This window comes from Brenneria sp. L3-3C-1 (assembly GCF_016456245.1).
Classification (GTDB): Bacteria; Pseudomonadota; Gammaproteobacteria; order Enterobacterales; family Enterobacteriaceae; genus Brenneria.
The window spans coordinates 40,441-53,386 of sequence record NZ_JAEMHF010000006.1; the positions used below are offsets into that span (position 1 = coordinate 40,441).

At 54.2% G+C, this 12,946-nt stretch carries 11 protein-coding genes; 9 read left to right on the top strand and 2 right to left on the bottom strand.

Going from position 1 to position 12,946, the window contains the following annotated elements:
• The first annotated feature begins 83 nt into the window (after nt 1-83).
• The 7 genes from tkt to JG725_RS13010 all read left to right on the top strand — a co-directional run bounded on the left by tkt (nt 84) and on the right by JG725_RS13010 (nt 8,568).
• The gene (gene tkt / locus JG725_RS12980; RefSeq protein ID WP_199378363.1) at nt 84-2,078 is read left to right on the top strand and encodes a transketolase; all 1,995 of its coding nucleotides are present in this window, start codon (nt 84-86) and stop codon (nt 2,076-2,078) included.
• Between the two features lie 362 nt (nt 2,079-2,440).
• The gene (gene epd, locus JG725_RS12985) at nt 2,441-3,457 is read left to right on the top strand and encodes an erythrose-4-phosphate dehydrogenase (RefSeq protein ID WP_172290818.1); all 1,017 of its coding nucleotides are present in this window, start codon (nt 2,441-2,443) and stop codon (nt 3,455-3,457) included.
• Nucleotides 3,458-3,531: 74 nt separating this feature from the next.
• Nucleotides 3,532-4,695: a phosphoglycerate kinase gene (gene pgk / locus JG725_RS12990; RefSeq protein ID WP_172290817.1), complete on the top strand. Its 1,164-nt coding sequence runs from the start codon at nt 3,532-3,534 to the stop codon at nt 4,693-4,695.
• Between the two features lie 127 nt (nt 4,696-4,822).
• The gene (fbaA, locus tag JG725_RS12995; protein WP_172290816.1) at nt 4,823-5,899 is read left to right on the top strand and encodes a class II fructose-bisphosphate aldolase; all 1,077 of its coding nucleotides are present in this window, start codon (nt 4,823-4,825) and stop codon (nt 5,897-5,899) included.
• 133 nt (nt 5,900-6,032) lie between these two features.
• Nucleotides 6,033-6,887, top strand: coding sequence for a small-conductance mechanosensitive channel MscS (gene mscS, locus JG725_RS13000; protein ID WP_172290815.1), 855 nt, complete (start codon nt 6,033-6,035; stop codon nt 6,885-6,887).
• Nucleotides 6,888-7,061: 174 nt separating this feature from the next.
• A complete protein-coding gene (argO, locus tag JG725_RS13005; RefSeq protein ID WP_199378365.1) occupies nt 7,062-7,676 on the top strand; it encodes an arginine exporter ArgO in 615 nt (204 codons plus the stop codon).
• A gap of 166 nt (nt 7,677-7,842) precedes the next feature.
• Complete coding sequence (locus JG725_RS13010) at nt 7,843-8,568, top strand: oxidative stress defense protein (protein WP_172290813.1); 726 nt, start codon at nt 7,843-7,845, stop codon at nt 8,566-8,568.
• 11 nt (nt 8,569-8,579) lie between these two features.
• On the opposite strand, the gene JG725_RS13015 is transcribed toward JG725_RS13010, so the two are convergent.
• Nucleotides 8,580-9,473: a LysR family transcriptional regulator ArgP gene (locus tag JG725_RS13015; protein WP_172290812.1), complete on the bottom strand. Its 894-nt coding sequence runs from the start codon at nt 9,471-9,473 to the stop codon at nt 8,580-8,582.
• 217 nt (nt 9,474-9,690) lie between these two features.
• Here JG725_RS13015 and rpiA point away from each other — a divergent pair, with 217 nt between their 5' ends.
• Together rpiA and serA are read left to right on the top strand one after the other, a co-directional pair.
• A complete protein-coding gene (gene rpiA / locus JG725_RS13020) occupies nt 9,691-10,347 on the top strand; it encodes a ribose-5-phosphate isomerase RpiA (RefSeq protein WP_199378367.1) in 657 nt (218 codons plus the stop codon).
• A 298-nt stretch (nt 10,348-10,645) separates the two neighbouring features.
• Nucleotides 10,646-11,878 (top strand): phosphoglycerate dehydrogenase, encoded by a 1,233-nt coding sequence (serA, locus tag JG725_RS13025; protein WP_172290810.1) that lies wholly within the window; start codon nt 10,646-10,648, stop codon nt 11,876-11,878.
• A 41-nt stretch (nt 11,879-11,919) separates the two neighbouring features.
• On the opposite strand, the gene JG725_RS13030 is transcribed toward serA, so the two are convergent.
• Complete coding sequence (locus JG725_RS13030; RefSeq protein ID WP_199378368.1) at nt 11,920-12,921, bottom strand: zinc-binding alcohol dehydrogenase family protein; 1,002 nt, start codon at nt 12,919-12,921, stop codon at nt 11,920-11,922.
• Nucleotides 12,922-12,946: the final 25 nt, after the last annotated feature.

The window sequence follows — 12,946 nt, forward strand, 5'->3', positions numbered from 1 at the left end:
TTCGTTGTCTTTCTTGCCTAACGTGTTGATTTATATATCGTATGTCTGACAAGACATCTGTTCAATCCGATCTGGAGTAAAGCATGTCCTCTCGTAAAGAACTTGCCAATGCCATTCGTGCGCTAAGCATGGATGCGGTGCAAAAAGCCAAATCCGGTCATCCGGGCGCCCCGATGGGCATGGCGGATATCGCCGAAGTCCTGTGGCGTGATTACCTGAACCACAATCCGACCAACCCGAACTGGGCTAACCGCGACCGCTTTGTGCTGTCCAACGGCCATGCTTCAATGCTGATTTACAGCCTGCTGCATCTGACCGGCTATGACCTGCCCATTGAAGAGCTGAAAAACTTCCGTCAACTGCACTCCAAAACGCCGGGGCACCCGGAATACGGCTACACCGCCGGCGTGGAAACCACCACCGGCCCGCTGGGGCAGGGTATCGCCAACGCCGTCGGGATGGCGATTGCCGAACGCACGCTGGCGGCGCAGTTTAACCGCCCCGGTCATGAAATCATCGACCACCATACCTACGCGTTCCTGGGCGACGGCTGCATGATGGAAGGGATTTCCCACGAAGTCTGTTCGCTGGCCGGCACCATGAAGCTTGGCAAACTGACCGCGTTTTATGACGACAACGGCATTTCCATCGACGGTCACGTGGAAGGCTGGTTTACCGACGATACCGCCGGGCGTTTTGAGGCCTACGGCTGGCACGTGATACGCGGCGTGGACGGCCACGACGCGGACGCTATCAAACGCGCCATCAGCGAAGCCCGGCTTGTTACCGACAAACCGTCGCTGCTGATGTGCAAAACGGTGATTGGTTTCGGCTCGCCGAACAAGGCCGGTACGCACGATGCCCACGGCGCGCCGCTGGGCGACGCGGAAGTGGCGGCGTCCCGCGAGCAGTTGGGATGGAAGTACCCGCCGTTTGATATTCCCGCCGAGATTTACGCCGAATGGGATGCGAAAGCCGCCGGTCAGCGTAAAGAAGCCGCCTGGGATGAAGCGTTTGCCGCCTATGCCAGCGCCTACCCCGAACTGGCCGCCGAATTCAAACGCCGCACCGCCGGCGACCTGCCGGCTAACTGGCAGGCCGACGCTCAGAAGTTCATTGAACAGTTGCAGGCCAATCCGGCGAAAATCGCCAGCCGCAAAGCCTCGCAGAACGCACTGGAAGCCTACGGTAAACTGCTGCCGGAATTCCTGGGCGGCTCCGCCGACCTGGCGCCGAGCAACCTGACCGTTTGGTCTGGCTCCGTGTCGTTGGATAAAGACCATGCCGGCAACTATATCCACTATGGGGTGCGTGAATTCGGCATGACGGCGATTGCCAACGGTATCGCGCTGCACGGCGGATTTATCCCTTATACCGCCACGTTCCTGATGTTCGTGGAATACGCCCGTAATGCGGTTCGTATGGCGGCGCTGATGAAAATCCGCAGCATTTACGTCTATACCCACGACTCCATCGGTTTGGGCGAAGACGGTCCGACCCACCAGCCGGTTGAACAGTTGGCCAGCCTGCGGGTGACGCCGAACATGAGTACCTGGCGTCCGGCGGATCAGGTGGAAACGGCGGTGGCGTGGAAATACGCTATTGAGCGTCAGGACGGCCCGACGGCGCTGATACTGTCCCGCCAGAATCTGGCGCAGCAGGAGCGCAGCGGCCAGCAGTTGGCTGACGTGGCGAAAGGCGCCTATGTGCTGAAAGACAGCGGCGGCCAGCCGGATGTTATCCTGATCGCCACCGGCTCCGAAGTCGAGCTGGCGGTTGGCGCGTATGACCAATTGACCGCCGCGGGCCACAAGGTGCGCGTGGTGTCGATGCCGTCGACGGATGCGTTCGACAAACAGGATGCGGCCTATCGTGAAGCGGTGCTGCCGAAAGCGGTAGCGGCGCGGGTGGCGATTGAAGCGGGCATCGCGGACTACTGGTACAAGTATGTCGGCCTGAACGGCGCGATAGTGGGGATGACCAGCTTTGGGGAATCCGCCCCGGCCGAACTGCTGTTCGAAGAATTCGGCTTTACCGTGGATAACGTGGTGGCGAAGGCCAAAGCGTTGTTAAAGTAAGCCGCGCCTCTCTCTCCACCCCTCTTTTTCGGGGAGGAGCGGGTTAGGGCCAACCGTCGCAGCCGCCTGGGTTATCAGGCGGCTTTTTTTTGGCGGACGTTCCCTGCCGGTGACGCTTTTTTATGACGCAGGTCACTCTTCTGAGGTGTGTCGAGCGAGAATATTTCTTTTGTACACTAATTCGTTTATGCTAGCTGAAGCGTTTCAGTTGTGACGTGCACAGCATTTAGGCTATCGTTTTCTGAGATGGTTTCTGCATGAAGGGCAGACGGAAAAGCAGTACGCATAAGAAGCGGTTTATTCCTTAGAGTGTACTGATTATTCTATGAGGATGACATGCTTACCATGATACAGGGAACTCCATGACAATCCGTATTGCGATAAACGGTTTCGGCCGTATTGGTCGCAGTGTTCTACGCGCACTGTATGAGTCGGGCCGCCGGGCCGAGGTTGCTGTCGTGGCGATCAATGAGCTGGCGAGTGCGGAAGGGATCGCCCACCTGCTCAAATATGATTCCAGCCACGGTCGCTTCTCCTGGGATGTTCGTCAGGAATGCGATCAACTGTATGTCGGCGACGATTGCATTCGGCTGTTGCATCAGGCCGATATTCAACAGTTGCCCTGGCGTGAACTCAACGTCGACGTGGTGCTGGATTGCAGTGGGATATACGGCAGCCGCGCAGACGGCGAGGCGCATCTGGCGGCGGGGGCCAAGAAAGTGCTTTTTTCGCATCCGGGCGCCGCGGATCTGGATGCGACCGTAGTGTTTGGCGTCAATCATCAACAATTAAAAGCCGAACATCGCATCGTTTCCAATGCCTCCTGCACAACCAATTGCATTATTCCTATAATTAAGCTGCTGGATGATGCATTCGGCATTGAAAATGGCACGGTAACCACGATCCATTCATCAATGAACGATCAGCCGGTGATCGATGCGTACCACCACGATTTGCGGCGCACCCGGGCCGCCAGCCAGTCCATCATTCCGGTGGATACCAAACTGGCGGTAGGGATAACCCGGATTTTCCCGCAGTTTGTCGATCGTTTTGAAGCGATATCGGTTCGGGTGCCGACGATTAACGTCACGGCGATTGACCTAAGCGTTAGCGTGAAACAAGCCGTAAATGTGAATGAAATTAACGCACTTTTGCAAAAATCAGCGCATGGGGCATTTCGTGGTATAGTTGACTACACCGAATTGCCGCTAGTTTCGGCCGATTTTAACCACGATCCGCACAGCGCTATTGTTGATGGCACGCAGACGCGGGTCAGTGGTCAGCATCTGATTAAAACACTGGTCTGGTGCGATAACGAATGGGGTTTCGCCAACCGAATGTTGGATACAACACGGGCGATGGCGGCCTGCGGTTTCTAGTACGACGGTATTGGTCGGCGATCGATACCTCGCTCAAGCAACTTTAAAAAGAGAATCAACCAAGAGGATTCACCATGTCTGTAATTAAGATGACCGATCTGGATCTGGCTGGCAAACGCGTACTGATCCGTTCGGATCTGAACGTGCCGGTAAAAGAAGGTAAAGTGACGTCTGATGCGCGTATCCGCGCTTCTCTGCCGACCATCGAAACGGCCCTGAAACAGGGAGCCCGGGTGATGGTGACTTCCCACCTGGGGCGTCCGACCGAAGGAGAATACAACGAAGAGTTTTCTCTGCTGCCGGTGGTTAACTACCTGAAAGAAAAATTGTCTTCTCCGGTTCGTTTAGCAAAAGATTACCTGGATGGCGTAGACGTCGCCGAAGGCGAACTGGTTGTGCTGGAAAATGTGCGCTTCAACAAAGGCGAGAAGAAAGACGACGAGGTGCTGTCCAAGAAGTACGCCGCACTGTGTGATGTCTATGTCATGGATGCGTTCGGTACGGCGCACCGCGCTCAGGCTTCCACCCACGGCGTGGGTAAATTCGCCCCTGTCGCTTGCGCCGGCCCGCTGCTGTCCAACGAACTGGAAGCATTAGGTAAAGCGCTGGGCAACCCGGCTCGCCCGATGGTCGCCATCGTCGGCGGTTCAAAAGTTTCCACCAAACTGACGGTGCTTGACTCGCTGTCCAAAATTGCCGACAAGCTGATTGTGGGCGGCGGCATCGCCAATACTTTCGTGGCGGCGCAAGGCCATAACGTAGGTAAATCCCTGTACGAAGCGGATCTGATCCCTGAAGCGAAGAAACTGCTGGAAACCTGCGATATTCCTGTGCCGAGCGACGTCCGCGTGGCGACTGAATTTTCTGAAACCGCCGCAGCAACCCTGAAATCCGTCACCGCGATTAAAGATGACGAGCAGATTCTGGATCTGGGCGATGTTTCTGCCGAGCGCCTGGCGGAAATCCTGAAAAGCGCCAAAACTATTCTGTGGAATGGTCCGGTCGGCGTATTTGAATTCCCGAATTTCCGTAAAGGCACTGAGATCGTAGCCAAAGCCATTGCGGAAAGCGATGCATTCTCTATCGCCGGCGGCGGCGATACGCTGGCGGCGATCGACCTGTTCGGCATTGCTGACAAAATCTCCTACATTTCTACCGGCGGCGGCGCTTTCCTGGAATTCGTCGAAGGGAAAAAACTGCCTGCGGTGGTGATGCTGGAAGAACGCGCCAAGCAGTAATGCTTTAGGCGGAGCGTAGCTGTCGTTCGCTGCCTCTGCCTTGGCTGTCCCGCCCGTCTGTGGCGGACAGCCGTTGATGAAATAAGAGTTTTTTAACCCCCACGGCCAACGAAACAGGACACGTAACATGTCTAAAATTTTTGATTTCGTAAAACCTGGTGTCATCACTGGTGATGACGTTCAGAAAGTTTTCGCAGTAGCAAAAGAAAACAAATTCGCCCTGCCAGCTGTTAACTGCGTCGGTACCGACTCAATTAATGCTGTGCTGGAAGCCGCAGCCAAAGTACGTGCGCCGGTGATCGTTCAATTCTCTAACGGCGGCGCTGCATTTATCGCTGGTAAGGGTCTGAAAGCAGAAGGTCAGCAGGCGGCTATTCTGGGTGCGATTTCTGGTGCGCATCACGTTCATCAGATGGCGGAACACTACGGCGTGCCGGTTATTCTGCACACCGACCACTGTGCTAAAAAACTGCTGCCATGGCTGGACGGGCTGCTGGATGCCGGTGAAAAGCATTTCGCCGCGACCGGTAAGCCGCTGTTCTCTTCTCACATGATCGATCTGTCTGAAGAGTCGCTGGAAGAAAATATTGAGATTTGCAGCAAGTATCTGGTTCGCATGGCGAAACTGGATATGACGTTGGAAATCGAACTGGGCTGCACCGGCGGTGAAGAAGATGGCGTGGACAACAGCCATCTGGATAACTCCGCGCTGTACACTCAGCCTGAAGATGTGGCTTATGCCTACGAAAAACTGAATGCCATCAGCCCGCGTTTCACTATCGCGGCTTCATTCGGTAACGTGCACGGCGTTTACAAGCCAGGCAACGTACAGTTGACGCCAAAAATCCTGCGTAATTCTCAGGACTACGTTTCTGAAAAATACAGCCTGCCGCACAACAGCCTGAATTTCGTGTTCCACGGCGGTTCTGGTTCTTCTGCCGCTGAGATTGAAGAAGCGGTAGGCTACGGTGTGGTTAAGATGAATATCGATACCGATACCCAATGGGCAACCTGGGAAGGTATTCTGCACTACTACCAGAAAAATGAAGGCTATCTGCAAGCCCAACTGGGTAACCCGGAAGGCGCCGATAAGCCTAACAAGAAATACTATGATCCGCGCGCCTGGTTGCGTGCCGCACAAGCCACGATGGTTGCGCGCTTAGAACAAGCCTTTAAAGAACTGAACGCGGTCGACGTTCTCTAAGCCAGATTCGTAAAGGTTTATTTGCCAAGGCTCCTTCGGGAGCCTTAATTTTATACAGATTTCGCCGCAGATTGCGGTTTTTGGTGTGAAAGTGATGCTCTGATTAGAGAGCGTAAGAAACAGGAGTCGTTAAATGGAAGAACTGAATGTTGGTGTAGAACAGGCGACGGGCTGGCTGGTCAGTCACCAGGATGTATTATTGCAGTACGTTGTTAATATTGTTGCCGCGTTACTGATTCTTATCGTTGGTCTGATTATCGCCCGTATCGTGTCCGGAACGCTGAATCGCCTGCTGGTGAGCCGTTCCATTGATTCAACAGTGGCGGATTTCCTGGCGGCGATAGTGCGTTACGGCGTTATTGCGTTTACGCTGATTGCCGTATTGAGCCGGGTGGGCGTACAAACGGCATCGGTCATCGCCGTGCTGGGCGCCGCGGGTTTAGCCGTTGGTCTGGCCTTGCAGGGATCGCTGGCGAACTTTGCCGCCGGGGTGTTGTTGGTGACTTTCCGGCCTTTCCGGATCGGCGAGTCGGTCGATCTGGGCGGCATTGCCGGCACGGTGACGCAGGTTCAGATTTTCTCCACCACGCTGCGTACCGGAGACGGCAAGATGATTGTCGTGCCGAACGGCAAGATCATCGCCGGGAATATCATCAACAGCTCGCGTGAGCCGGATCGTCGCACCGAGATCGTCGTCGGCGTGGCCTATGATGCGGATATCGATGTGGTTAAAAAGCTGCTGGGCGATATCGTCGCCGCGGACACCCGTATCGATCACGATAAAGGCGTAACCATTCGTTTGAATGAGATGGCGGCGTCCTCGCTGAATTTCGTGGTGTGGGTGTGGACGAGCAATGGCGATGCGCAGGCGGTTTACTGGGATCTGCTGGAAAACATCAAGCGGGTACTGGATGAGAACCGTATCGGTATCCCCTATCCGCAGATGGACGTGCATCTGTATCAGGCATCACAGCCAGAGAAAGCGTAATACATTATCACTACCGGGCCCGGCGTCGTTCTCCGGGCCTGATTTCCTTTCTGCGTTCTACCCTCATCATTATTAGATCTCCTAATGATTTATTAGAAAGTTAAATTTCCATTAATGATGCGCTGTTCATACACTGCCGCCTATCGCAACCATCGTGTATGCAGGGAGACGGTAATGTTGGCGGTATATTTACAGGGATTTATCCTTGGCGCGGCAATGATCTTACCATTGGGGCCGCAAAACACTTTTGTGATGAATCAGGGGATTCGTCGGCAGTATCACTTGATGATTGCGTTGCTATGCGCGCTCAGCGATGTCGCGCTGATTTGCGCGGGGATCTTCGGCGGCAGCGCTTTGCTCAGCCAATCTTCGTTACTTATGGGGTTGATGACCTGGGGGGGCGTCGCATTCCTGCTGTGGTACGGCTGGGGCGCGTTTAGGACGGCGTTCAGTCAGGATGTGGCGCGGGCCAGGGCTGAGGTGATGAAGCAGAGCCGCTGGCGCATTATTGCCGCCATGCTGGCCGTCACCTGGCTTAATCCGCATGTCTATCTGGATACCTTTGTGGTGTTGGGCAGTCTGGGCAGTCAGTTTGCCGATCGGGATCGCGGATGGTTTGCGCTGGGCACGATTACCGCCTCGTTTATCTGGTTCTTCGCCCTGGCCCTGCTGGCGGCCTGGCTGGCGCCGTGGCTGAATACGTCGCGCGTACAGCGTGTGATTAACCTGTTCGTCGGGACGGTGATGTGGGGGATTGCATTACAGTTGGCGCAGCATGGCTCGCAATAAATTACGCAGCTTTACACCTGGTTTCAGAAATTCACCTATATTTTGTTGTGTCGGCAATGCGTTATGTTAGCCGGCATACAGAATTTATCGCCGGTGCGGGAAAGAGGGCAGTGGTAGGCCGTTCCGGTTTCCGCCTCGGCGACAAGACATCAATAAAGGAGACATTGTGAAGCTAAAAGTATTGGCATTAGCCGCTATGGTGGGTTTAAGTGCCTTACCGACGATTGGGCTGGCCGCGGAATTACCGGACGGCCCGCATATTGTGACGTCGGGAACCGCCAGTGTGGATGCGACGCCTGATATTGCGCGTTTAGCGATTGAGGTTAGCGTGTCATCCAAAGATGCTGCGGACGCGAAAAAGCAGGTAGATGCCCGGGTTGCTCAATATTTTGATTTTCTGGGCAAAAATGGCATTGAGAAAAAAGATATCAACGCGGCTAATCTGCGTACTCAGCCGGAATATGATTACCTGAAAACCGGCGGCTCGGTGCTGAAAGGGTATCGCGCGGTGCGTCAGGTCGAGGTGACGCTGCGTCAGTTGGATAAGCTGAACGAACTGCTTGATGGCGCATTGAAATCAGGTCTGAATGAAATTCGTACCGTCGATTTGGGCGTTGCCAACCCGGAGACCTACCGTGACGAAGCGCGTAAAAAGGCCATTGAACAGGCAACCAGCCAGGCTGCATCCTTAGCGCAAGGGTTCAATGCCAAACTGGGGCCGATCTACAGTATTCGTTATCACGTCGCAAACTATCAGCCAATGCCGGTGGCACGAATGTTTAAAACGGCGGATGTGGCGGCACAAAGTGAAGCCGCGCAAACGTATGAGCAGCAAACTATTCACTTTGACGATCAGGTCGACGTGGTATTTGAACTTCAGCGCAATCCCTGAGCGAGCGGCGTTTAAGATTGCCGCAGTACCTGATGTCCGTGCGCCAGCAGGGCATCAGTGACTTTCCTCATCATCCGGCTTTCCGGGGCGAAGCGGTGCCAGTAAAGCATCCGGCGCTGAAGCAGCCCCGGCGTCAAATCAATCAGTTCGTTGTTGGCCAACTCTTTTTCGATTTGCAGATGCGGGATCATGCAGCAGGTGGTGCCTTGTCGGGCCAACTGCACGAACGCCTCGGAAGAATTCACAATATGGCACGGCACGCTGCCGGGCGATAAATCGAAGTTTTGCTGTAAAAACGCCTGATGCATATCATCAAGATGATCGAAAGCCACCGCCGGCGCGCGCAATAGCGCCGAACGTGTCACGCCGTTGGGAAAATAGCGCTCGGCAAAGGCCGGCGACGCGACAAACAGATAGTCCAGCGCCCCCAGTTTGTCCACCAGACAGCTTGGCAACGGCTGCGGCTGAATACTCACCGCGCCCACGACTTCACCGCGCCGCAGTCTTTCCTGAGTGCGGGTTTCGTCTTCCACCTGTAAGTTCAAACGAATAGGCGAGTCCGCCAGCACCGGTTGCAGGGCCGGCAGCAGCCAGGTCGCCAGACTGTCGGCGTTAACCGCCAGCGACAGCAGCAGCGGAATATCGCTGCTGGTTTCATTACCCAGCCACTCTTCTTCCAGCAGCTCAACCTGATGCAGCAGCGCCAGTAATTTCTGCCCTTGCTCTGTCGGGCGGGGAGGGATCGTCCTGACTAACAACGGCTGACCGAACAGGTTTTCGAGTTGTTTGATTCGCTGCGATACGGCTGATTGCGTAATGCATAATTTCTGGGCGGCACGTTCAAAACCCCGCTCACGGATGACGGCATCCAAAGCCTGAAGCGTTCGATAGTCCGGGCGTTTCATGAAAGTAAAAATTCCTCTGAACGAAGTCGGTTTTTTTCACTATGCCACATTTTGCCGTTTTACCATGCAGAAATCTTATTCCCCGTTTTATTGTTCATGAAAAGCGTTGGCAGAGCATGAAATAATGCGCGGGCGGCGCAGTGAATTTGCGCCATTTCTCTGAATGCATGTTCTATAATACGCACACGTTTTCGTATTTATGGGCCTGAAACAGACTATGACACAAGATGAACTGAAAAAAGCGGTTGGCTGGGCGGCGCTTGACTACGTTCGCCCCGATACCATTGTTGGGGTCGGGACGGGGTCGACGGCGGCCCATTTTATCGATGCGCTGGGTTCGATCAAACATCAGATTACTGGGGCGGTATCCAGTTCTGATGCCTCAACGGCAAAGCTGAAAAGCCTGGGCATCCCGGTTTTTGACTGTAATGAGGTGGATTCTCTGGATGTGTACGTCGATGGCGCAGACGAGATCAACGGACATATGCAGATGATAAAAGGCGGCGGCGCGGCGCTGACTCGTGAAAAAATCATTGCCGCCATCGCCCGTCAGTTTATCTGCATTGTTGACGCGTCAAAACAGGTTGATGTGCTGGGGCGGTTTCCTCTGCCGGTTGAAGTGATCCCCATGGCTCGGGCTTATGTCGCCCGGGAACTGGCGAAAATGGGCGGGCAACCGGAATATCGTCAGGGCGTCATCACCGACAACGGCAATATCATTCTGGATGTCCACAATCTGAACATTATGGATGCGATAGCCGTTGAAAATCGCATTAACGGTATTGCTGGTGTCGTGACCGTGGGGCTGTTCGCCAACCGTGGCGCGGATGTGGCGCTGATCGGTACGCCTGAAGGGGTGAAAACGGTCAAGTAAGATATAGCATCGTCCCGGGCGCGAGCGGATTGCCGCGCCTGAAAATTTTTTGTATAAAAAAACGTTTGTCGTTAACGGCTCATTTTTGGTACTTAATATCACATTTTCTTATTTTGTTTGTCGTCGATATGGCGATGCGTTTATTTAGCAATATTTTTCGCCAGAAATCTTGAGTTCATCTCTAATGCGTAATACAGACGGAGCAATCGTTTGTATTGCTGACTGCGTAATTTTTGTTATGTTGGCAGAGGCTGTTTAGCAAACTGTCGCATCTGAAGTCTGAAAATAAGGTCGTGAAATGGCAAAGGTATCATTAGAAAAAGATAAGATTAAATTTCTGTTAGTTGAAGGCGTGCATCAAAGCGCACTGGAAAATCTGCGTGCCGCAGGTTACACCAACATTGAATATCACAAAGGCGCACTGGATCCGGAAGCGTTAAAAGCCTCCATCCGTGATGCGCATTTCGTGGGTATTCGTTCGCGCACGCACCTGACGGAAGAAATTTTTGCCGCCGCTGAAAAACTGATTGCGGTCGGCTGTTTTTGTATCGGTACTAATCAGGTTGAATTACCCTCTGCGACAAAACGCGGGATCCCGGTATTCAACGCACCTTTTTCCAATACACGTTCCGTCGCAGAAATGGTGCTCGGTGAAATGCTGTTGTTGCTGCGCGGCATTCCGGCGGCGAATGCCAAAGCACACCGCGGCGTCTGGCACAAACTGGCCGTCGGCTCTTTTGAAGCGCGCGGTAAGAAGCTCGGCATCATTGGTTATGGTCATATCGGTACTCAACTGGGCATTCTGGCGGAAAGCCTGGGGATGCATGTTTATTTCTACGATATTGAAAGCAAGCTCCCGCTGGGGAACGCTCAGCAGGTTCGCCACCTTTCAGATCTGTTGAATATGAGTGATGTGGTCAGTCTGCATGTGCCGGAGACGGTCAGCACCCAGAATATGATGGGGGCTGAAGAGCTGGCGCTGATGAAGCCGGGTTCTATTCTGATTAACGCATCACGCGGCACGGTGGTTGATATCCCCGCTTTATCCGATGCATTAGCCAGTAAGCATCTTGTGGGCGCGGCGATTGACGTTTTCCCTCAGGAGCCCGCATCCAACAGCGATCCGTTCCTGTCACCGCTATGTGAGTTTGATAACGTGTTGCTGACGCCGCATATTGGTGGTTCAACGCAGGAAGCGCAGGAAAACATCGGCGATGAAGTGGCGGGAAAACTGGCGAAATACTCGGATAATGGCTCTACGCTGTCTGCGGTCAATTTCCCTGAGGTTTCGCTGCCAGTGCATGGCGAACGCGCCAGCCGCTTGCTGCATATTCATGAAAATCGTCCTGGCGTGCTGACTCGTCTGAACCAGATTTTTGCCGAGCAAGGCATCAATATTGCGGCGCAGTATTTGCAAACCACGCCGGAGATTGGTTATGTGGTGATTGATGTTGAAACCGACGGCGCGCACACCGCATTACAACTGATGAAGGCGATCCCCGGCACGATCCGTGCCCGCCTGCTGTATTGATCGGTGACCAGCCCCTTTGTTGGGGCTGGTGTTTCCCGTTCTCAGAAAGCGATAACCACCTTACCGCGCATGTGGCCGTCCAGCACTTTTTTGTGCGCCTGCCGTAGCGTTTCGACGCTCAATCCTTGTAGGGTTTCGCTTGCCGTTCCCTGTAATTTTCCGGTATCAACCAACTGGGCGACTTCATGCAGAATTTTTCCCTGCTGGCCGATATCCGGCGTGCTGAACATGCTGCGGGTAAACATAAACTCCCAATGCAGGGCGGCGCTTTTGAGCTTTAACTCATTTTGATCGAGCGGATGCTGATTCTCCACAATCGTGCAGACGTGCCCCAGCGGAGCAATCAGTTTGCCGATTGCCGGCCAGTGGCCGTCGGTATCATTCAGGCAAAAAATATAATCCACCTGTTTGATGCCTTCTTTTTCCAACTCGGCAACCAGATTGCGATAATCGACGACCAGATGCGCGCCACGCTGGCGACACCATTGCGCGGAGTCGGGTTGCGATGCGGTGGCAATGATTTTTACCGGACTGCGCAGGGCGGCAAGTGAGATCGCCAGTGAACCTACGCCGCCGGCGCCGCCGATGATCAACAGCGTTTTTTCATCATCCGCCTGCTGGATTTTCAGATGTTCAAATAACCCTTCCCAGGCGGTCAGCGAGGTAAGAGGAAGCGCCGCCGCGGCAGCCCAATCCAGCGATTCAGGCTTATGCGCCGTGATACGGGCATCGACCAACTGATGCGTACTGTTGCTGCCGGGGCGGGTAATGTCTCCGGCATACCAAACTTCGTCGCCTACTCTGAAATTGCTGACGGCGCGGCCCGCTTTCAGTACCACGCCGCTGGCGTCCCAGCCGAGAATGCGGGGCTGCTGCAAACCCTTGTTGCGCAAGCCCGCATGTACCTTGGTATCCACCGGGTTCACTGAAACGGCTTTTACCTCAACGAGAAGATCGTATTCCCCCGGCTCGGGCATTTCCTGATCGACGGCAATGAAGTTTTCAGGATGTTGGGGGTCTACGGCTATCGCATGAACGGTCATGGTGTGGTTCCTCTTATTGTCTGTT